17 protein-coding genes, 1 tRNA gene and 1 pseudogene are annotated in these 19,629 nt (G+C 69.2%); 11 read left to right on the forward strand and 8 right to left on the reverse strand.

What is annotated here, in order from left to right:
* Positions 1-72: 72 nt before the first annotated feature.
* The 4 genes from QMK61_RS09885 to QMK61_RS09900 all read right to left on the reverse strand — a co-directional run bounded on the left by QMK61_RS09885 (position 73) and on the right by QMK61_RS09900 (position 6,238).
* Positions 73-2,325: a TonB-dependent receptor gene (locus QMK61_RS09885; RefSeq protein ID WP_345783627.1), complete on the reverse strand. Its 2,253-nt coding sequence runs from the start codon at positions 2,323-2,325 to the stop codon at positions 73-75.
* 363 nt (positions 2,326-2,688) lie between these two features.
* The gene (locus QMK61_RS09890) at positions 2,689-3,273 is read right to left on the reverse strand and encodes a response regulator transcription factor (protein WP_302072035.1); all 585 of its coding nucleotides are present in this window, start codon (positions 3,271-3,273) and stop codon (positions 2,689-2,691) included.
* A gap of 67 nt (positions 3,274-3,340) precedes the next feature.
* Positions 3,341-4,606 (reverse strand): ATP-binding protein, encoded by a 1,266-nt coding sequence (locus QMK61_RS09895; protein ID WP_302072036.1) that lies wholly within the window; start codon positions 4,604-4,606, stop codon positions 3,341-3,343.
* An 81-nt stretch (positions 4,607-4,687) separates the two neighbouring features.
* Complete coding sequence (locus QMK61_RS09900) at positions 4,688-6,238, reverse strand: oligopeptide:H+ symporter (RefSeq protein WP_302072037.1); 1,551 nt, start codon at positions 6,236-6,238, stop codon at positions 4,688-4,690.
* Positions 6,239-6,465: 227 nt separating this feature from the next.
* Between QMK61_RS09900 and QMK61_RS09905 the strand changes: the two genes are divergently transcribed.
* On the forward strand, positions 6,466-6,840 hold the full coding sequence (locus QMK61_RS09905; protein WP_302072038.1) for a diacylglycerol kinase: 375 nt from the start codon (positions 6,466-6,468) through the stop codon (positions 6,838-6,840).
* Between the two features lie 6 nt (positions 6,841-6,846).
* On the opposite strand, the gene QMK61_RS09910 is transcribed toward QMK61_RS09905, so the two are convergent.
* Positions 6,847-7,620, reverse strand: coding sequence for a sel1 repeat family protein (locus QMK61_RS09910; RefSeq protein ID WP_302072039.1), 774 nt, complete (start codon positions 7,618-7,620; stop codon positions 6,847-6,849).
* 126 nt (positions 7,621-7,746) lie between these two features.
* On the opposite strand from QMK61_RS09910, the gene QMK61_RS09915 reads away from it, so the two are divergent.
* The 3 genes from QMK61_RS09915 to QMK61_RS09925 are packed head-to-tail and all read left to right on the forward strand — an operon-like array spanning position 7,747 to position 9,759.
* Positions 7,747-8,370, forward strand: coding sequence for a LemA family protein (locus tag QMK61_RS09915; RefSeq protein WP_302072040.1), 624 nt, complete (start codon positions 7,747-7,749; stop codon positions 8,368-8,370).
* Positions 8,371-8,372: 2 nt separating this feature from the next.
* Positions 8,373-9,254 (forward strand): TPM domain-containing protein, encoded by an 882-nt coding sequence (locus QMK61_RS09920; protein WP_302072041.1) that lies wholly within the window; start codon positions 8,373-8,375, stop codon positions 9,252-9,254.
* A 1-nt stretch (position 9,255) separates the two neighbouring features.
* Positions 9,256-9,759 (forward strand): TPM domain-containing protein, encoded by a 504-nt coding sequence (locus QMK61_RS09925; protein WP_302072042.1) that lies wholly within the window; start codon positions 9,256-9,258, stop codon positions 9,757-9,759.
* 26 nt (positions 9,760-9,785) lie between these two features.
* On the opposite strand, the gene QMK61_RS09930 is transcribed toward QMK61_RS09925, so the two are convergent.
* Positions 9,786-10,343, reverse strand: coding sequence for a GspH/FimT family pseudopilin (locus QMK61_RS09930; protein ID WP_302072043.1), 558 nt, complete (start codon positions 10,341-10,343; stop codon positions 9,786-9,788).
* A gap of 152 nt (positions 10,344-10,495) precedes the next feature.
* Here QMK61_RS09930 and uvrB point away from each other — a divergent pair, with 152 nt between their 5' ends.
* Both uvrB and QMK61_RS09940 read left to right on the forward strand, forming a co-directional pair.
* A complete protein-coding gene (gene uvrB, locus QMK61_RS09935; RefSeq protein ID WP_302072044.1) occupies positions 10,496-12,520 on the forward strand; it encodes an excinuclease ABC subunit UvrB in 2,025 nt (674 codons plus the stop codon).
* A gap of 89 nt (positions 12,521-12,609) precedes the next feature.
* Positions 12,610-12,684 (forward strand) — tRNA-Val (locus QMK61_RS09940).
* A gap of 162 nt (positions 12,685-12,846) precedes the next feature.
* Here QMK61_RS09940 and QMK61_RS09945 read toward each other — a convergent pair.
* Entirely contained in the window at positions 12,847-13,761 is a 915-nt protein-coding gene (locus tag QMK61_RS09945; RefSeq protein WP_302072045.1) for a winged helix-turn-helix domain-containing protein, read from the reverse strand.
* Between QMK61_RS09945 and QMK61_RS09950 the strand changes: the two genes are divergently transcribed.
* Together QMK61_RS09950 and QMK61_RS09955 are read left to right on the forward strand one after the other, a co-directional pair.
* Positions 13,760-14,641, forward strand: a complete 882-nt coding sequence (locus tag QMK61_RS09950) for a hypothetical protein (protein WP_302072046.1) — start codon at positions 13,760-13,762, stop codon at positions 14,639-14,641. The two genes, QMK61_RS09945 and QMK61_RS09950, sit on opposite strands and share 2 nt — an antisense overlap.
* 71 nt (positions 14,642-14,712) lie before the next feature.
* A complete protein-coding gene (locus QMK61_RS09955; protein WP_302072047.1) occupies positions 14,713-15,162 on the forward strand; it encodes a CopD family protein in 450 nt (149 codons plus the stop codon).
* A 92-nt stretch (positions 15,163-15,254) separates the two neighbouring features.
* Here QMK61_RS09955 and QMK61_RS09960 read toward each other — a convergent pair.
* Positions 15,255-16,260, reverse strand: a pseudogene (locus tag QMK61_RS09960) (NAD-dependent epimerase).
* A 230-nt stretch (positions 16,261-16,490) separates the two neighbouring features.
* Here QMK61_RS09960 and thrS point away from each other — a divergent pair.
* The 3 genes from thrS (at position 16,491) to rpmI (ending at position 19,617) form a co-directional block, all read left to right on the forward strand.
* A complete protein-coding gene (thrS, locus tag QMK61_RS09965; protein ID WP_302072048.1) occupies positions 16,491-18,392 on the forward strand; it encodes a threonine--tRNA ligase in 1,902 nt (633 codons plus the stop codon).
* Positions 18,393-18,557: 165 nt separating this feature from the next.
* Complete coding sequence (gene infC, locus QMK61_RS09970) at positions 18,558-19,085, forward strand: translation initiation factor IF-3 (RefSeq protein ID WP_302072059.1); 528 nt, start codon at positions 18,558-18,560, stop codon at positions 19,083-19,085.
* Between the two features lie 334 nt (positions 19,086-19,419).
* The gene (gene rpmI, locus QMK61_RS09975) at positions 19,420-19,617 is read left to right on the forward strand and encodes a 50S ribosomal protein L35 (protein ID WP_026635107.1); all 198 of its coding nucleotides are present in this window, start codon (positions 19,420-19,422) and stop codon (positions 19,615-19,617) included.
* The last annotated feature ends 12 nt before the right edge of the window (positions 19,618-19,629 follow it).

Below are 19,629 nucleotides of genomic sequence, written 5' to 3' on the forward strand. Positions count from 1 at the left end.
GCCATCTTGCGGCGAGGTTGATTGACCCCACCCCCGGCCCTCCCCTGCAAGCCGGGGAGGGGGAAAGGCGGGCTACAGTTCCCAGTGCAGCTCGCCGAACCAGGTGCGGCCGGCGTAGGGATGGTAGACCCAGTAGTGTTCGTTGGTGAGGTTGTCCACGCCCAGCGACGCCGTCCATTGCGGTGCGAAGCGCCAGCGCAGCTTGGCGTCGGCCACGGTGAAGCGGCTGACGGCGCCATAGGTGTCGACGAAGTCGCGGTTGTCCAGCGTGCCGTACTGGCGGCCCGAATGGCGCACGCCCAGCGAGGCGTCCCAGCCCGGCGCGAAGCGCCAGTCCGCGAACAGGCTGGCGCGCAGGCGCGGGATGCGCGGGAAGGCCTTGCCGTCGGCGGCAGGGAACTGCCGGTCGCGCAGGGTGGTCGCCTGGTTCCAGGCGGCGCTGGCGCTGAGGTCCAGTCCGGGCATCCAGACGTCCGTCAGCACCAGTTCGCCCTCGACGCCGCGCGTGCGCACGAGGTCGATGTTCTGCACGTTCGTCACCGGCACCGGCAGGGTGATGTCGGTCTGCGAGTAGAGCGTGTCGGCCACGCGGTCCTGGTACAGCGACACGCGCCAGTGGCCGTGCGGCAGGTGGCGGATCAGGCTGAGGTCGGTGGACCAGTCGCGTTCCGGCCGCAGGTCGGGATCGTTGTCGACGATGGCGCCGTTGGAGACAGAGCCCTGGAACAGCTCCTCGACGGTGGGATAGCGCACGGCCTTGCCGAAGGACAGGCGCAGCTGCCAGTCGTCGGCGAGGTCCCAGTTCAGTGCGGCCTTGGGCGAGGCATCGCTGCGCCGGCGCGAGGGATAGCGCAGGACGCTGTCGGCGGTCGCGCGCAGGCCGCCGTAGGCGCGCCACTGTTCCCAGCGGACGCCCGCGGTCAGCGCCCAGGCCTCGGCGAAGCTCCACACGTCCTGCAGGTAGAACGCGCGCGTCTGCGTGCGGCCGGCGTAGGCGCCGACCAGCGGGCCGTCGGCGGGGCCGCGCCAGTCGCTGGCGGAGTACACGCGCGAGTCGAGCCGGTAGCGGTCCACGTGCGCGCCGGCGTACAGCGTGTGTTCGTCGCCCAACGGACCGGAGCTGCGCAGGTCGAGCGTGCCCCAGCCGGAACCGCCCATGTCGGCCACCGTGCCGGGGCCGCCGCGGGCGCTGGCGGGCGAAGCGGCGGCGGCATCGTGTTCCAGGTTGCGCTGGTAGTCGTAGCGGCTGGCCACGGCGTCCCAGCGCCAGCCGTTGTCGAGGCGGCCGTCGAGCTCGGCGCCGTAGAGCACGTGGGTCTGCTCGTAGGCGCTGGGGGCGAGGCCGCTGGCGGGCAGCGTCCAGGCCCGGCCGCCGGCGAGGATGGTACCGGCGTAGACCGGCCGGCCGGCGGCGTCGCGGATCAGGCTGCGGGTGGCGTCGAAGGCGTGGTTGTGCCACCAGCCGAGGGTGAACAGCGCGCCGACTTGGTCGGTGATGTCCGCACCCACCTGCAGGGTGGCCTGGGTCTGCCGGGTGTGCTCGAGGGTGTTGGCGCCGTAGACCAGCCGTGGCGTGCCGTTGGGGTTGCGGTCCAGCGTGGCGCCGGTCACCGGTACGGCATCGGCCGGGTTTCCGCCGGCCCTGGCGGTGGCGTACTGCATCGGCTGACCGTGGCTGTCGAGCTGGTTCAGCGCGAGCAGCCAGCGCCAGCGGCCCTGGCGGTCGCCGAGCAGGGCGGCGAGGCGATGGCCGTCGTAGTGGCCGCCGGCGCCGTAGCGATCGGCGTAGTCCTGGCTGAAGTACTGCGCATCGGCGCTGGCGGTGAGGCGCTCGGGCAGGCGCGTGTGGATCAGCACCGTGGTGCCCATCGAGTTGCCGGGATAGAGCGCGGAGTAGGGGCCGTACAGCACGTCCACCGCGCCGATCTCCGCGGGCGCCACCATGCCCCAGCGTGGCGCGCCGTCCCAGCCGTTGCTCATCAGGTTGGAGAGCAGCAGGCCGTCGGCGTAGAGCAGGCTGCGTGCGCTCTGCAGCGTGCCGCTGTTGCGGCCGCTGATGGTGGCGTTGGGATCGCCGATGTAGCGCTGGCGCACCTGCAGGTTCGGCGCGTAGCGCAGCACGTCGGCGCTGTCGACGACGTTCTGTCGCTGCAACTGGGCCCGGGTGATGCGCACCGCCACGCTGGGCACGTTCGCCACCTGGGTGTCGCTGGCATGCACCGACATCGGCGCCAGCGTGATGGTTTGCGGCGGTTCGCCGGCGAGCGCGGCGCGGGCGGCGCCGGCGAACAGCAGGGCGGCGAGTCGGGGAGCGGGGAGCTTCACGGGAAACCTTGGATGTGGGTCCAAGGTTGCAGGATAGCCGTATCGGGCGTGGGCGGCGGGTGACGCGATGTCGCAGTGCTCGCTCCGGCGGGACGTCAGAGCCTGTTCAAGATCTCTCCGTGGCCGCGCCGGGAACTGTTTGCGCGCAGGCCAAGGAAGAGCGAAGGCGTGGACGTCCGTCCACGACTGAGCGATGACGCGGGGATGTGGGCCAACAGGCCCGGCCCTCCGGGTTGCCTTGCCCTGGCCGCCATGCGGCAGCGCGCGGCTTGACCTGCCAGCCAGGCAGGCGCTGCGCCACGCACTCCCACCGGGCGGCCAGGACAAGGCAACGCGAGCTACGGGGGAATCCTGAACAGGCTCTCAGTCGTCGCTGTCCGGGCGCTCGCGCACGGGGTGCTTGCTCAGCTTGCGCTGCAGGGTGCGGCGGTGCATGCCGAGCCGGCGGGCGGTCTCGGAGATGTTGCCGTCGCATTCGGTGAGCACGCGCTGGATGTGTTCCCACTCCAGCCGGCGCAGCGCCAGCGGGGCCTCGGGCGCGTCCGGCAGGTCGTCGTCGGCGGGCGCGGGACCGTCGCCGTCGAGCAGGGCGCGCACCACCGCGTCGGCATCCACCGGCTTGGCCAGGTAGTCGTGCGCGCCGCGCTTGATCGCCTCCACCGCGGTGGCGATCGAGGCGTAGCCGGTGAGCAGCAGGATGCGCATGTCCGGTACCAGCGAGTGCAGTTCCGGGATCAGCTTCAGGCCGTTTTCCTCGCCCAGCTTGAGGTCGAGCACGCAGTAGCGCGGCTGCTGGCGCCGGGCCAACTGGCGGGCCTCGTCGAGGCTGGCGGCGGTGATCGTGGCGAAGCCGCGCGAGCCCAGCGCACGGGCCAGCACGCGGGCGAAGGTGGGATCGTCGTCGACGATCAGCAGCGGTCGGGCGGAGGTCGGGGCGGGCTCGTTCATCGTGGATCGGGAGATGGGGGGATGGCGCCCATTCTGCCGGATGCGGCGGCGTGATGCCCGGACCGGCCTAGACCGCGACGCTGGCCAGCGGCAGGCGCAGGCGCATCTCGGCGCCGCTGTCGGTGTTGCGGGCGGTCAGCTCGCCGTCGAGCCGTTCGGCGGTGGCCTCGGCCAGCGCCAGGCCGATGCCCAGCCCGGCCTGCTTGCCGGTCTGGCCCAGCACGGCGGGCGCGCCGGTAGGGGTGAAGCCGGGGCCGTGGTCGCGCACGCGGAATTCCAGCCAGCCGCTTTCGCGGCAGACCTGCAGTTCCACTACCTGCGAATCGCGCAGCGCCGAGGCATCGGCGGCGTTGTTGAGCAGGTTGAGCAGGGCGTGGCGCAGGCCGGGCGGCGTGCGCAGCACGATGCCGGTGGTGGCCACGTCCACGTCCAGCGCCAGCTCCGCCTCCGGCCGCAGCAACTGGAAGCGTTCGAGGCAGCCATGCAGGAAGGCCGCCAGGGTGACCCGCTCGGGCACGTGCGACAGCTGCGCCTGGCCGAACGCCACCATTTCGCGCAGGATCGTCCGGCAGCGCTCGACCTGGTCCTGCAGCAGGGCCAGGTCCTCGCCCAGCGGGCCGTCTTCCGGGTGCTCGCGGCGCATTTCCGGCAGCAGGGTGCGCATGGTGGACAGCGGCGTGTTCATCTCGTGCGCCGCGCCGGCGGCCTGGGTAGCGATGGCGAGGATGCCCTCGTCGCGCAGCGCGCGTTCGCGCACGCGCTGCACTTCCTGCTGCTGCAGCCGGACCGCGCGCGCCAGCCGGTGGATGAAGAAGCCCAGCAGCAGCGCGGTGACCACGAAGTTCACCGCCATGCCGATCACGTGCAGCGAGAAGCCGTCCTCCTGCATCGCCAGCGGCAACGGCACGTAGCGCAGCATCAGCGCCAGGTAGGCCAGCCCGGCGATGGCGGCCACGGCGAGGATGGCGCGTACCGACAGCGTGGCCGCCGACAGCGCGATCGGCACCAGCAGCAAGGTGACGAAGGGGTTGCTGGCGCCGCCGGTGAAGTAGAGCAGGTAGCTCAGTCCCAGCGTGTCGAAGGCGATGTGGCCGATCGCTTCCCACTCGTGCACCGGCCAGGGCTGGTGCAGCCGCCAGGCGGCGAACACCGCAAACACGGCGAGGATGTCGATGCCGATCAGCAGCGGCGGCAGCGGCAGGTCCAGTCCCATCACCCAGGCGCAGACCAGCACCGCGCCGGTCTGGCCCACGATGGCGCACAGCCGCAGCCAGGTCAGCGTGCGGGCGAGCGCAAACGGGCCGAAGCGTTGCTGGAGAGGGCGTGGCGGCATGGCGGCCATCGTGCCGCATCGCGCCCGCCGCGGGAAGCGGCGGGGCGCGGGCGGGACGGCGTTGCCGCCCCGCGGGAACGCTCAGGGCGTCTCGAATTCCTCGCTGCGCACGGCGGGTAGCGGGTCGTGGTTCGTGGCCACGTCGGCGTGGCTGGCCGACAGCTTCTTCATCAGCGGCAGCATGGCCAGCGCGATCGCGGTGCAGGCCACGCCGGCGAAGCCCAGCTTGTTGAACAGGCTGGTGTAGATCGGCAGCGAGGCCACCGGATCGTTCAGTCCCTTCGGCACGTGCGCGTAGTTGGCCACCACGCTGCCCAGGTACTGCGAGATGCCCGAGGCCACGTAGTAGGCGCCCATCATGAAGCCGCCCATGCGCTCGGGCACGTAGCGGGCGATCATCGCCAGGCCCAGACCCGACACCAGCAGCTCGCCCAGCGAGTAGAAGCCGTAGCCCCACACCATCGTCCACGAGGACACCTGGCCGTTCACCGCGAAGCGCGCGCCGATGCCGTACATGAAATAGCCGATCGCCACCGCGGCGAAGCCCCAGGCGAACTTGGCGGCCACCGACGGATCCTTGCCGATCCGGCCCAGCGCGTTGTAGACGAACACCAGCACCGGGCTCAGCAGCACGATCCAGATCGCGTTGAGGTTCTGGAACTGCTCGGGGATCCAGTTGAACAGGTGGACGCCGAACACGTCGAAGGATAGGTCCACGTTCTTCTGCGCGAACAGGTTCAGCGAGGTGGACATCTGCTGGTAGAAGATGAAGAAGAAGATGGTCTGCACCACCAGCACCAGCGCCGCGGTGAGGCCGGCGCGCTCGTCCTTGTGGCTGTTGCGGATCAGGTGGGCGAAGATGCCCAGCAGCACCACGCCGGCGGCGTACACGCAGATGCGCGCCACCAGTTCGTTGTGCAGGATGAAGGCCGACACGAACACCAGCACCAGGGCGCCGCCCAGCACGCCCGCAAGACGCTTCAGGTCCAGCGGGCGGCTGTCGGCGGGCGAGCCGATGTGCTTCAGCGTGCGGCTCATCAGCGCGTAGTTGGCCAGGCCCAGCAGCAGGCCGATGGCGCACACACCGAAGGCGGTGTGCCAGCCCCAGTCGTCGCCGTAGTGCTCGCCCACGTAGTCGCGGATCCAGGGCGTCAGCGTCATCGAGATCATCGAACCGACGTTCACCGCCATGTAGTAGATGGTGAATGCGCTGTCGATCTTGGTGTCGTCGCCCTCGTAGATCTTGCGCACGAGGTTGCCGGCGTTGGGCTTGAAGAAGCCGTTGCCGACGATGATCACGCCCAGCGCGAAGTACAGGAAGGTGGCGTTGTCGGTGGGGATCCACAGCAGCGCATAGCCAAGCATCAGCACCATCGCGCCCATGCGCATGGTGCGGCGGGTGCCGATCAGCAGGTCGCCCACCCAGCCGCCGATCGCCGGGGTCACGTAGATCAGGGCGGCGGCCGCGCCCCACACCAGGTTCGCCTTGGTATCGACGAAGCCCAGCTTCTTCATCATGTAGGTGACCATCAGCACCTGCATGCCGTAGAAGCCGAAGCGCTCCCACATCTCGATGAGGAAGACGGTGCTGAACGAGCGGGTTTGCGAAACGGGTGGGTTCTGTGTGGCCATCAACGGATTCCGGGGTACGGTTCATACAACGGTCGCGCCGGACGCGACCCTACTGCGGCGCTGCATGAACGGCACCACAACCGCCGAAGGGTAACCCATAACCCGCCGGCGGCTCGTTGCGGTGCGACATCGCAGGGTCCTGCAGGCGCCGTGGCTGCTCGCCGCTTGTGGCATCATGCGCGCCTTGCCGCCCGCCCCGGGCGGTCGCGCTCGGAGACGCCCCACCCATGCCCGGCAGCGGATTTCGCGGTCATCCGCGTCAGCTCTGGAACGCCTTCCGCTGGTCGATGCGCGGCCTGTGCGCCGGCTGGCGCCACGAGGCCTCGTTCCGGCTGGAAGTGCTGCTGGCCGTGGTACTGCTGCCGCTGGGGCTGTGGCTGGGCCACGGCGCGCTGGAGAAGATCGCGCTGGTGCTGCCGATCTTCCTGGTGCTCTCCGCCGAGCTGCTCAATTCCGCGGTGGAGTCGGTGGTGGACCTCGTCAGCCCGCAGTTCCACGAACTGGCCGGGCGCGCCAAGGACATGGGCTCGGCCGCGGTGTTCGTGCTGATGGCGGCGACGGTGCTGTGCTGGGTGCTGGTGCTGGTGCCGCGCGCGTTCTGAGCGGACCTATTTGCCTTGTGACGTGACACCCTGATTGACCTTGCCGACGGTGACCGTGCCGGACCACTCGGCATCGCGCGCTTTGAAGTAGTCCTTCGGATCCCAGTACCACTGGACATCGGCCAGGTTGCCGCAACCGGTGATGGGCACGCCGCCTATGGTCGCTGCACCGCAGGGCGGCTGGGCCCCGGTGCCGGTGAATTCTCCGGGCGTGAGGCTGGCCATGGGGCCGATCTGTTCGCCCAGATAGGAACCAGTCAGTTCGGTGCGTTCCCAGCGCAGTCGCTTGGCCATGCGCGGTTGTGCCGTCAGGTCGCCGTATTCCGGGTACAGCCTTTCAATCAGTGCCTTGGCCTGTTCGCGCTGCTGCGCGTCGAGCCCGGCCCACACCGCATCGCGTGTGGCGAGGAATCTGGGGTACTTGCGCTCGGCGGCGATGGCGATCCACGCGAAAGCGGTGACCGGATCCTTTTTCACACCCTGGCCGTTGAGATACATCAGGCCGATGCTGAGCTGCGAGAGCTTGTCGGCGTAGCTAGCGCCGATCAGGAAATATTTCATCGCCGCCTTGTAGTCGCCCGATGCCAAGTGCTGCATGCCGGCGAACTCGCCGTACAGGTCCGGGTGGCCTGCGGTCGGCGTGTGTTCTATGGCGGCCAGCACCTTCTGCGAGGCGGCGTCGTGCATGCTGGCGGGAGATACCTGGGCGGCAGCGGGGCCGGCGAAGGCAAGGGCAAGGCTTGTGGCGGCCAACCGGCGGGGCAACGGCTTGATGTCCATGACGGCTCCTTCGATCCATGCGGGAGACTGCACGCGGCCAGCATAGTGCACCCCGTCGTCGCGGAGCGATTGCGCAGGCGCGGCCGGCAGTGGTGGAATGGGGCGTCCACGATCAGGAGCGTCGTCATGAAACTTCTTCGCAATCTCGTGCTGCTGGTGCTGGCGGTGTGCCTCACCGGTTGCGGCTACAACGCCATGCAGCGGCAGGACGAGGCGGTCAAGGCCGCCTGGTCGGAAGTGCTGAACCAGTACCAGCGCCGCGCCGACCTGGTGCCGAACCTGGTCAACACGGTGAAGGGCTACGCCCAGCACGAGGAGAAGGTGCTGACCGAGGTCACCAATGCGCGCGCCAAGGTGGGCAGCATCCAGGCGACGCCGGAGCTGGCCAACGATCCGCAGGCGCTGGCGAAGTTCCAGGCCGCGCAGGGGCAGCTCGGCAATGCGCTGTCGCGGTTGATGGTGGTCAGCGAGAACTACCCGAACCTCAAGGCCGACGGCCTGTTCCAGAATCTGCAGGCGCAACTGGAAGGCACCGAGAACCGCATCACCGTGGCGCGCAACCGCTACGTGCAGGCGGTGCAGGCATACAACTCGATGATCCGCACCTTCCCCAACAACCTCACTGCCAAGATGTTCGGCTATACCGTGAAGCCGAACTTCAGCGTGGAGAACGAGAAGGCGATCTCCACCGCGCCGGTGGTGAACTTCGGCAACGGCGCGCCGGCGCCCGCCGCGTCCGCCGCGCACTGACGATGCGCTTCCGCCGCCTGCTGTGCGTGCTGACGCTGGCCCTGCTGGCGCCGGCGCTGCTGCACGCCGCCGACACCGTGCCGAAGCTGGCCCGGCACGTCACCGACCTCACCGGCACGCTGACTGCGCAACAGGTGGACCAGCTCGACGCGAAGCTGGTCGCGCTGGAGAAGGCCAAGGGCGCGCAACTGGTGGTGCTGATGGTCGGCAGCACCGGCGACCAGCCCATCGAGGAGTACTCGCTGGCCGTGGCGGAAGCCAACAAGATTGGCCGCAAGGGCACCGACGACGGCGTGCTGCTGCTGGTCGCCAAGGACGACCGGCGGGTGCGCATCGAGGTGGGCTACGGGCTGGAAGGCGCGATCCCCGACGCGGCCAACGCGCGCATCATCCGCGAGTACCTGGCGCCGAAGTTCCGCACCGGCGACTACTACGGCGGCATCAGCGACGCGGTGGGCGCGCTGACCCAGCTGATCGATGGCGAACCCCTGCCACCGCCCGTGCAGGGCGCGCCGCGCGAGCGCCATGGCCCGGGGTTCGAGGGCGTGTTCATGATCGGCCTGTTCGCGGCGATCTTCCTGCGCGGCGTGCTGGGACGGGCCCATGCGCTGGTGCGCGCGCCCGTGGGTGGCGCGATCGTGGGCGGCCTGCTGTGGCTGCTGGCCTCCGCCGGCATCGGCATCCTGGGCGGCCTGCTGGGCGCGGTCTTCATGCTGTTGCCGGCCGGCGCCGGGCGCTCGATCGGCGGCGGCGGCTGGGGCGGTTTCGGTGGCTGGGGCGGCGGCGGGTTCGGCGGTGGCGGCGGCTTCGGTGGCGGTGGCGGTGGCGGTTTCAGCGGAGGCGGCGGCAGCTTCGGCGGCGGCGGCGCCTCGGGGAGCTGGTGAGATGGGTCGACTGCAGCGCCTTGGCGCCAACCTGTTCGACGGCTGGTTCCAGCTGCGCCGGCGCCTCCCGGCGGCGGTGCTGGACGAGATCGCCGCGACCATCGCCGCGGGCGAGCGCACCCACCAGGGCGAGGTCCGGCTGGCGGTGGAGTCGCGCCTGAGCCCGTGGGCGGTGCTGCACGGGCTGGACGCACCGGCACGGGCGCGGCAGGTGTTCACCCAGCTCGGCGTGTGGGATACCGAGCACAACAACGGCGTGCTGCTGTACGTGCTGATGGCCGAGCACCGCATCGAGATCGTGGCCGACCGTGGCATCGCGCAGCGCGTCGACGCCGATGAATGGGCGGTGGCCTGTGCCCGCATGCGCGACGACTTCGCGCGGGGCGCCTGGCGCGAAGGCGCGCTGCAGGGCATTGCCGAAGTGCACGCCCTGCTGCGGCGGCACTTCCCCGCCGAGGGCGGCGAGCGGAGGGACGAGCTGCCGGACCGACCGGTGCTGCTGTAGCCGGCAGCCGGCTGGCGCCCGATTCTTCAGGTCGAAGCGGTTGCTGCGGCCGCGCAACTGGCGACCTGCGCCGGCGTGGCCACGCCGCCACGCGCCCGGCCAGCATTGGATACCACCACCAGCAGGGCGCTGCCGGGGGCATCGCGGCTGCAGAGCAGCAGGCTGAGGTTGCTGCCCAGCGCGCTTCCGTCGGGCAGGAACCGTACGCGGTCGCGGCCGCTGCTGCCCAGCACGGTCAGCTTCCCGTCCAGCCGGCGGACGCGCAGAGGGGCGCCGTCGGGGTGGCCGTCGTGGTCGCGGTCGAGGGCCAGCAGCCAGCCGCGGTTCCAGTCGGCACCGCCGCCGCAGTGGTTGCCGTCCCTGCTCGGGCAGAGCAGTACGCGTGTCCCGGCCTGCACGGCCTCGGCACGTGCGTAGCGCATGGCGGCGAGATAGTCGAACTGCACGGCCTGCAGGCGATGATTGCCCAGCAGCCGGGCCATGGAAGGCATCGCGATGCCGGCCAGCACGGCCAGGACCGCCAGCACCATGATTTGTTCGACCAGGCTGAAGCCCGCCTGGGTGCGTCCCTGCACGAATCGCATGAGCGTCGCTCCCTTCCATGCTTCCTGCATGCTCGGCCACGGGAGGGCCGACGTCTGTGGCCGTGCCGTGCCGATTGGCGTCGGAGTCTGCTGACACGGCCTGTCAGCAGCGGCGATTTAATATGCCGGCAACCGCCCGCATATCGTCCGCCATGACCGAGCAATTCGAACTTGTCGCGCCCTACCAGCCCGCCGGCGACCAGCCCGAGGCGATCCGCCGGCTCAGCGAGGGCTTCGAGGCCGGCCTGGCCGCGCAGACCCTGCTCGGCGTCACCGGCTCGGGCAAGACCTACACGATCGCGAACGTGATCCAGCGGGTGCAGCGGCCCACCATCGTGATGGCGCCGAACAAGACGCTGGCGGCGCAGCTGTACGGCGAGTTCCGCGAGTTCTTCCCCAACAACGCGGTGGAGTACTTCGTCAGCTACTACGACTACTACCAGCCGGAAGCCTACGTGGCGGCCTCCGACACCTACATCGAGAAGGACGCCTCGATCAACGAGCACATCGAGCAGATGCGGCTGGCGGCGACCAAGGCGCTGCTGTCGCGGCGCGACGCGATCATCGTGGCCACGGTGTCGGCGATCTACGGCCTGGGCAACCCCGAGGACTACCTGTCCCTGCGCCTGATCCTGGCCAAGGGCGAGCGCATCGACCAGCGCCAGCTGATCCGCCAGCTCACCGAACTGCAGTACACCCGCAACGAGACCGAGCTGCGCCGCGGCACCTACCGCGTGCGCGGCGAAGTCATCGACGTGTTCCCGGCCGAGTCGGAGACCGAGGCGTTGCGCATCGAGCTGTTCGACGGCGAGGTGGAGGGCATGGCGTTGTTCGACCCGCTCACCGGCGAGACGGTCCGCAAGGTGCCGCGCTACACGGTGTACCCGCGCACCCACTACGCCTCCACCCGCGAGAGCGTGCTGAACGCCATCGACACCATCAAGGACGAGCTGAAGGAGCGGCTGGAGGTGCTGTACCGCGACAACAAGCTGGTCGAGGCGCAGCGGCTGGACCAGCGCACCCGCTTCGACGTGGAGATGATGGCCGAGGTGGGCTACTGCCAGGGCATCGAGAACTACTCGCGCCACCTCACCCGGCGCGCGCCCGGCGAGCCGCCGCCCACCTTGTTCGACTACCTGCCGGCCGACGGCCTGCTGGTGGTGGACGAGTCGCATGTCACCGTGCCGCAGATCGGCGCCATGTACAAGGGCGACCGCTCGCGCAAGGAGACCCTGGTGGAGTTCGGTTTCCGCCTGCCGTCGGCGCTGGACAACCGCCCGCTGCGCTTCGAGGAATGGGAGGCGCGGGTGCCGCGGGCGATCTACGTCTCCGCCACCCCGCGCGACTACGAGCTGCAGAAATCCGGTGATGCCGTGACCGAGCTGGTGGTGCGACCCACCGGCCTGGTCGATCCGGAAGTGGAGGTGCGCCCGGTGCGTACCCAGGTCGATGACCTGCTCGGCGAGGCGAACAAGCGCATCGCCATGGGCGACCGCGTGCTGGTCACCACGCTGACCAAGCGCATGGCCGAGAACCTCACCGAATACCTCGCCGAGCACGGCGTGAAGGTGCGCTACCTGCACTCGGACATCGAGACCGTCGAGCGCAGCGAAATCATCCGCGACCTGCGCCTGGGCGAGTTCGACGTGCTGGTCGGCATCAATCTGCTGCGCGAGGGCCTGGACATGCCCGAGGTGTCGCTGGTGGCCGTGCTCGACGCCGACAAGGAGGGCTTCCTGCGCTCCACCGGCTCGCTGATCCAGACCATCGGCCGCGCCGCCCGCAACGTGCGCGGCAAGGCCATCCTCTACGCCGACGAGGTCACCCGCTCGATGCAGGCGGCGATGGACGAGACCGGCCGACGCCGCGAAAAGCAGCTGGCCTGGAACGCCGAGCACGGCATCACCCCGAAGACGGTGGAACGGCGCATCGCCGACATCATGGAAGGCGCGCGCAGCGAATCGCCGCGCGGGCGCGGTGGCAAGGCCGCCAGGGGCAGGGCCCGTGCCGTGGCCGAGCCTGCCGCCGGCTACGAGGCGATGGACCCGGCCAAGGCCGCCGCCGCGATCAGGAAGCTGGAAGCGCAGATGTACCAGCACGCCCAGAACCTGGAATTCGAGGCCGCGGCCAGGCTCCGCGACCAGATCCACCAGCTGCGCGAGCAGGCGCTGCGCTGAGCCCTCCCGCCCCGGTCCCGGGTGCAGTTGTGGCGCTGCGGCAAGTCGCCTATACTGCGCGGCTCGCGCGGCCTGCGGCCACGCGAATCGGGCGGTTAGCTCAGCGGTAGAGCACTACCTTGACATGGTAGGGGTCACAAGTTCGATCCTTGTACCGCCCACCACTTTCAAACCAGCAGCGGCGCGGCCTTCGGGCTTGGCGCCGTTTCTGTTTCTGGTTCCGACTGACCCGCACTGACACCGCGAAGCCGGGTACTTCCTTCGCCAAGTCGGCCAGCCACGCGTCCGGCGCCTTCCCCGCCTTTCCGGGAGAAGCCCGAACGGCGCTAGGACGCCGGCGACCGCGGCGGCGGCTGGCCCAGCGTGCCGGCCCTGAGCGCGCGGACGACTTCGGCGGCGATCTCGTCCTGGACCGCCAGGATGTCGGAAGCCGGGCGGTCGTAGCTGCCGGCCCATGCCAGGTAGCCGTCGCCGGAGCGCACCAGCTGCGTCGTGACGCGCATCGTGCGGCCCGACTTGCGCACGCTGCCTTCCAGCACGTAGTCCACGTGCAGCTCGCGGGCGATCTCGGCGATCGTGGCGCGCTTGTGCTTGAAGTAGAACGTGTCGGTGCGCGCGGACACCCGCAGGCCGGGGATGCGGCCCAGCTTGTCGATGAGTTCCTCGGTCATGCCGTCGGCGAAGGGTTCCTCGTCCATGGCGGCCGTGAGGTCCAGGAACGGCATCACGGCGATGGAGCGCGTGGGTGCCGTGCGATCCGCGAGCGGAGCGGTGAGCGCACCGGAGACGTAGCGGAACGCGATCAGGCCGAGTGCCAGCGCGACTGCGGCGACGGCCCAGGGCAGCAGGCGGCGACGTTTCCGCGCGGGAGGCGGTGCGGCCACGGCCGATGCCGGCGCCGGCGCGTTCTCCACCAGGGGCTCGACCGCGGCCACCAGCCGGTAGCCCAGCCGGGGCACGGTGGCGATGTAGCTGGGATTGCGCGGGTCGTCGCCGAGTGCGCGGCGCAGCGAGGCGATCGCCTGGTACACCGAATCGGACGTGACGATGACGCCGGCCCACACCTCGTCGAGCAGTTCGTCGATGCCCACCACCTGCCCGGCGCGTTCGGCCAGGCAGAGCAGGGTGCGCAGGGTGCGCGTCTCCAGCCGCAGGGTCTCGCCTTCGCGGGAGATCTCGCCCAAGGACGGATCGATGCGCCAGGCGCCGATGCGTAGCGGGGTGGTGCGGGGACGGTCCATGCGACTCGATTCCGGTCGTGCCATGCGTTTTCAGGAGTTCTTCAACGCTTTTTCAGGCGCGTTTCAGGACTTGCGCGCGCCGCCCGGCGACGGTGGGGATCGTCCCAGGCCAGCGAGAGGTTACATGAACACTCCCTTCCACGACGCCCCGACCCGGCACGAGGGTTTCGGCGGCGGCGCCGCCGGCATGCTGCGCAAGGCACTGGACCGGTGGTTCTACTTCGGCATGGCCTGGCTCGTGCTGCTGGTGGTGGCGTACGGTTTCGGCCGGGGGCTCGGCGGGCGGCTACTGCATCCGGCGGTGCCGCTGCCGTGGATCCTGCACGTTCACGCGCTGGTGTTTTCCGGCTGGGTGCTGCTGTTCCTCGTGCAGTCCGGGCTGGTGCGCCGGCACCAGGTGCGGTTGCACCGGCGGCTGGGGATGCTCGGCGCGGGGCTGGGGGCCGCGTTGCCCCTGCTGGGTGTGGCGACCGCGCTCGTGATGCGCCAATGGCATGCAAGCCGGGGGCCGGTGAACGATGCTTTCCTGGCCGTCTCCTTCAACGACATGCTGACCTTTGCGGTGACCTTCGGCCTGGCGCTGCATTGGCGGCGACAGCCGGAGTTTCATCGGCGGCTGATGCTGATCGCCAGCTGCGCGCTGACGGTGGCCGCGTTCGCGCGTTTCCCGCGGACGCTGGTGCCGGCCAACGCCTGGTATGCGGGCGTGGACCTGCTGATCGCGCTGGGCCTGCTGCGCGACCTCGTCGTGGAGGGCCGGGTGCACCGGGCCTACCGGATCGGCTTGCCGGGCGTGATGGCCGGGCAGGCGCTGGCGCTCTACCTGGCGCTGGCGGCGCCCGAAGGCTGGCTGGCGCTCCTGCGCGCCTGCCTTGGTTGAGCGCGCAGGGCAGTGGAGGTGGCCTGCCGGCTGCGCCACAATGGCCCGGTTCCGTCCCCAGGTGCCGCCCGATGACCTATCTCTGGATCAAATCCTTCCACGTGCTGTTCGTGATCGCCTGGATGGCCGCGGTGTTCTACCTGCCGCGCATCCTGGTGAATCTGGCCGAGGCCGGCGACGAGCCGGCGGTGAAGGCGCGGCTGCTGCTGATGGGACGGCGGCTGTACAAGTTCGGCCACAACATGTTCGGCATCGCCTTCCTGTTCGGTCTGACCCTGTGGCAGGGCTGGCGGTTGTTCCCGTCGAAGTTGCCGAACGTGGTGGCGGGCATGCACTGGATCGACGCCAAGCTGGCCCTGGTGGCGCTGCTGCTGGTCCACTTCGTGTGGGCGGGGCGGATGATCAAGCGCTGCGAACGTGGCGGCGCGCTGCCGTCGTCGAAGGCCCTGCGCTGGTTCAACGAGCTGCCGGTACTGCTGCTGCTCGGCGTGGTTTTCCTGGTGCTGGCCAAGCCGTTCTGACGAGGTGCTGGTAGGAGCGCACCCTGTGCGCGAAAGGCTGGGCGAGGCAGCGGCAATGGCATTCGCGCACAGGGTGCGCTCCTACGGCGTGGTCATCGCTTGAAGTAGTCCCGGTACCAGGCCACGAAGCGCGCCACGCCTTCCTCGATCGGCGTGTCGGGCGCATAGCCCACGTCGCGGCGCAGCGCCGACACGTCGGCCCAGGTGTCGGGCACGTCGCCCGGCTGCATCGGCAGCAGGTTCTTCTTCACCGTGCGGCCGAGGTGCTGCTCCAGCAGCTCGATGAAGCGCAGCAGCTGCACCGGCTGGTCGTTGCCGATGTTGTAGACGCGGTAGGGCGCGTTCGAGGTGCCGGGGTTCGGCGCTTCCGCGTCGTAGGCCGGGTCGGGCTCGGCCGGATGGTCGAGCGCGCGGACCACGCCCTCGACGATGTCGTCGATGTAGGTGAAGTCGCGGCTGTGGTGGCCGTGGTTGAACACGTCGATCGGCTCGCCGCGGCTGATGCGGTCGGCGAACAGCATCGGCGACATGTCCGGCCGGCCCCACGGCCCGTACACGGTGAAGAAGCGCAGGCCGGTGGTGGGCAGGCCGTACAGGTGGCTGTAGCTGTGCGCCATCAGCTCGTTGGCCTTCTTGCTGGCGGCGTACAGGCTGACCGGGTGGTCGACCGCGTCCTCCACCGCGAAGGGCAGTTTGCGGTTGGCGCCGTAGACCGAGCTGGACGAGGCGTAGACCAGGTGTTCGACCTGGCCGGCGCGGCAGCCCTCCAGGATATTGAGGAAGCCGTCGAGGTTGCTGCGCACGTAGGCGCGGGTTCTTCAGCGAGTAGCGCACGCCGGCCTGGGCGGCCAGGTTCACCACGCGCTGCGGCCGGAAGCCGGCGAAGGCGCGGTCGACCGCGTCGGCGTCGGCCAGGTCCGCGCGCAGGTGGGTGTAGGCCGGGTGGTTGGCGAATTGCGCCAGGCGGGCTTCCTTCAACGACGGGTCGTAGTAGTCGTTGTGGTTGTCGATGCCGTAGACCTCGTCGCCGCGCGCCAGCAGGCGCCGGGCCAGGGCGGCGCCGATGAAGCCGGCGGTGCCGGTGACGAGGATGCGCATGGGGGGGATCCTTGGGAAGCGGGGAGCGATTCTACCGCCGGCGGCTGTCCGGCGGCCGCGAGTAGGCTAGACTAGGATCCTGCATCCACCGCTGAAGGCAAGGTGGCCCGCGCCCAGGCGCCGGTCGAGTGTGCGACATGGCAACTACCCGCTTCCCCTGATCGAACCACGCACGCCTCGTTTTCCAAAAGGGCGTCATGCCCTTTTTTGCTTTTCAGAGAACGCACTCCATGATCGAGATCACGTTACCCGACGGCAGCAAGAAGCCGTTCGACCACCCCGTTTCCGTGCAGGACGTGGCCGCCTCCATCGGCGCCGGCCTGGCCAAGGCCACCCTGGCCGGCAAGGTGGACGGCAAGCTGGTGGACGCCAGCTTCCCGATCGAGCACGACGCCCGCCTCGAGATCGTCACCGAGAAGAGCCCCGAGGCGCTGGAGATCCTGCGCCATTCCACCGCGCACCTGATGGGGCAGGCCGTGCAGCGGCTGTTCCCCGGCGCGCAGGTCACCATCGGCCCGGTGATCGAGAACGGCTTCTACTACGACTTCGCCTACGAGCGCCCGTTCACGCCCGAGGACCTGCCGAAGATCGAGGAGGAGATGCACAAGATCGTCGCCGAGCAGTTGCCGGTGACGCGCAGCGTGAAGTCGCGCGACGAGGCGGCGGCGTTCTTCCGCGGCCTGGGCGAGGCGTACAAGGCGGAGATCATCGAGTCGATTCCGGCCGACGAGGCGCTTTCGCTGTACTCGCAGGGCGAGTTCACCGACCTGTGCCGCGGCCCGCACGTGCCGAACACCGGCAAGCTGCGCGCGTTCAAGCTGATGAAGGTGGCCGGCGCCTACTGGCGCGGCGACAGCAACAACGCGATGCTCTCGCGCATCTACGGCACGGCCTGGCTCAACGACAAGGACCTCAAGGCCTACCTGCACCAGCTGGAGGAAGCCGAGAAGCGCGACCACCGCAAGATCGGCAAGGCGCTGGACCTGTTCCACCAGCAGGAAGAAGGCCCCGGCATGGTGTTCTGGCACCCGCGCGGCTGGGCGATCTGGCAGCAGGTCGAGCAGTACATGCGCAATGTCTACAGGAAGAGCGGCTACCAGGAAGTGCGCTGCCCGCAGGTGCTGGACGTCTCGCTGTGGAAGAAATCCGGCCACTGGGACAACTACGCCGAGAACATGTTCTTCACCGAGTCGGAGAAGCGCACCTACGCGCTGAAGCCGATGAACTGCCCCGGCCACGTGCAGATCTTCAACGCCGGCCTGCACAGCTACCGCGACCTGCCGATCCGCTACGGCGAGTTCGGCGGCTGCCACCGCAACGAGCCCTCCGGCGCGCTGCACGGCATCATGCGCGTGCGCGCGTTCACCCAGGACGACGGCCACGTGTTCTGCACGCCCGAGCAGATCGAGCCCGAGGTGACCGCCTTCCACCGGCAGGCGATGCAGGTCTACGCCGACTTCGGCTTCGACACCATCGCGCTGAAGATCGCGCTGCGCCCGGACAAGCGGATCGGCTCGGACGAAGTCTGGGACAAGGCCGAGGAAGCCTTGCGTGCCGCCCTGCGCGCGGCCGGCGTCGCCTGGGAAGAGCTGCCCGGCGAGGGCGCCTTCTACGGCCCCAAGATCGAGTACCACATGAAGGACTCGATCGGCCGCGCCTGGCAGGTGGGCACCATGCAGGTGGATTTCATGATGCCCGAGCGCCTGGGCGCCGAGTACGTGGACGAGAACTCGCAACGCCAGCACCCGGTGATGCTGCACCGGGCCATCGTGGGCTCGATGGAACGCTTCATCGGCATCCTGATCGAGCACCACGCCGGCAACTTCCCGGCCTGGCTGGCGCCGGTGCAGGCGGTGGTGCTGAATATCACCGACGCCCAGGGCGATTATGCCGGGCAGGTGGCGCAAACCCTTGTCGACAAAGGCTTCCGTGCCCAGGCCGATTTGCGCAATGAAAAGGTCGGCTATAAAATCCGCGAGCATACGTTGCAGAAGGTCCCTTACCAGCTCGTGGTCGGCGATCGCGAGAGGGAGGCGGGGGCTGTTTCCGTGCGTACCCGTTCGGGCGAGGACCTGGGCAGCATGCCCGTGGCAGCCTTCATCGAACGGCTGGAGGCCGAGACGCGGCGCTGAAGCCGCGCAGGCCGTGAACCCAGGCGGCGCAGGACGCGCCGCCCCCGGACCGGGCCTGCCCGGTCCGGCGGAGCCGATTCCGGGCATGTGCCCGGGCCGGCGAGCCGGAAAGGCGCGGGACGGCGCTTCTTCGGTACTTCGCTAACACTTCTGGAGGATAGTGGTATCGCTACCACCGACAACAAGGGCAACCGTCGCAACCATGAAATCCGCGTGCCCCGCGTGCGCGTGATCGGCCCGGATTCCGAGCAACTCGGCATTCTCTCGCGCGACGAGGCGCTGCGCGCCGCCGAAGAGGCCGGCCTCGACCTGGTCGAGATCCAGCCGAACGGCGACCCGCCGGTGTGCCGGATCATGGACTACGGCAAGTTCAAGTTCGAAGCCCAGAAGAAGGCCCAGGCCGCCAAGAAGAAGCAGAAGCAGGTCGAGATCAAGGAAGTGAAGTTCCGTCCGGTCACGGACGTGGGCGACTACCAGATCAAGCTGCGCAACATGCTCCGCTTCCTGGAGGAAGGCGACAAGGTCAAGGTCACCATCCGCTTCCGCGGCCGCGAGATGTCGCACCAGGACCTCGGCCAGAGCCTGGCCAAGCGCATCCAGGAGGACGTGGGCGAGAATGGCCAGATCGAGTCCTTCCCCCGGCTGGAAGGGCGCCAGATGGTCATGATGATCGGCCCCAAGAAAAAGCAGTGAAGCGAGCGGCGGCCAGCGGGTCGCCGTTTTGCATATGCGTGGTGGAGTTCCCCTCTCCCCGTGGGGAGAGGGCAGGGTGAGGAGACAATCTTGCCCAGGAACCGGATCGGAGCGCGCTCCGGACCTGCCTTCCCGCGAGCACCCGCCCCTCACCCCGGCCCTCTCCCCGGAGGGGAGAGGGGGCAAAGCCGCGGGCTGGCGCCAGCCCGGCTTCCCTCGTATAATCGCCCGTTCGACCCGCCAGGAAGGGTCGTGCACCGATCATGGCAGGACGGAAAGCGTGGCCTCCCGGGCCGCCGCCAGATCAGTCAGAAACCGAGATACGGAGCAATCCATGCCCAAGATCAAGACCAACCGGGCGGCGGCGAAGCGTTTTCGCAAGACCGCTTCCGGCAAGTTCAAGGCCGGTCACGCCTTCAAGTCGCACATTCTGACCAAGAAGTCGACCAAGCGTAAGCGCAACCTGCGCGCCACCAACCACGTCAAGGCGTGCGACACCAAGGGTGTGGCCCGCATGTTGCCGTACGTCTAAGGGGAGGAGAAC

The organism is Fulvimonas sp. R45 (assembly GCF_030504985.1).
In the GTDB taxonomy this organism is placed as follows: domain Bacteria; phylum Pseudomonadota; class Gammaproteobacteria; order Xanthomonadales; family Rhodanobacteraceae; genus Rhodanobacter_A.

Bases quoted from the DNA above. Each gene is read 5' to 3' on its own strand.
- QMK61_RS09890 (WP_302072035.1), bottom strand. From the start codon at position 3,273: ATGAACGAGCCCGCCCCGACCTCCGCCCGACCGCTGCTGATCGTCGAC.
- QMK61_RS09895 (WP_302072036.1), bottom strand. From the start codon at position 4,606: ATGCCGCCACGCCCTCTCCAGCAACGCTTCGGCCCGTTTGCGCTCGCC.
- QMK61_RS09900 (WP_302072037.1), bottom strand. From the start codon at position 6,238: ATGGCCACACAGAACCCACCCGTTTCGCAAACCCGCTCGTTCAGCACC.
- QMK61_RS09905 (WP_302072038.1), top strand. From the start codon at position 6,466: ATGCCCGGCAGCGGATTTCGCGGTCATCCGCGTCAGCTCTGGAACGCC.
- QMK61_RS09910 (WP_302072039.1), bottom strand. From the start codon at position 7,620: ATGGACATCAAGCCGTTGCCCCGCCGGTTGGCCGCCACAAGCCTTGCC.
- QMK61_RS09915 (WP_302072040.1), top strand. From the start codon at position 7,747: ATGAAACTTCTTCGCAATCTCGTGCTGCTGGTGCTGGCGGTGTGCCTC.
- QMK61_RS09920 (WP_302072041.1), top strand. From the start codon at position 8,373: ATGCGCTTCCGCCGCCTGCTGTGCGTGCTGACGCTGGCCCTGCTGGCG.
- QMK61_RS09925 (WP_302072042.1), top strand. From the start codon at position 9,256: ATGGGTCGACTGCAGCGCCTTGGCGCCAACCTGTTCGACGGCTGGTTC.
- QMK61_RS09930 (WP_302072043.1), bottom strand. From the start codon at position 10,343: ATGCGATTCGTGCAGGGACGCACCCAGGCGGGCTTCAGCCTGGTCGAA.
- uvrB (WP_302072044.1), top strand. From the start codon at position 10,496: ATGACCGAGCAATTCGAACTTGTCGCGCCCTACCAGCCCGCCGGCGAC.
- QMK61_RS09950 (WP_302072046.1), top strand. From the start codon at position 13,760: ATGCGACTCGATTCCGGTCGTGCCATGCGTTTTCAGGAGTTCTTCAAC.
- QMK61_RS09945 (WP_302072045.1), bottom strand. From the start codon at position 13,761: ATGGACCGTCCCCGCACCACCCCGCTACGCATCGGCGCCTGGCGCATC.
- QMK61_RS09955 (WP_302072047.1), top strand. From the start codon at position 14,713: ATGACCTATCTCTGGATCAAATCCTTCCACGTGCTGTTCGTGATCGCC.
- thrS (WP_302072048.1), top strand. From the start codon at position 16,491: ATGATCGAGATCACGTTACCCGACGGCAGCAAGAAGCCGTTCGACCAC.
- rpmI (WP_026635107.1), top strand. From the start codon at position 19,420: ATGCCCAAGATCAAGACCAACCGGGCGGCGGCGAAGCGTTTTCGCAAG.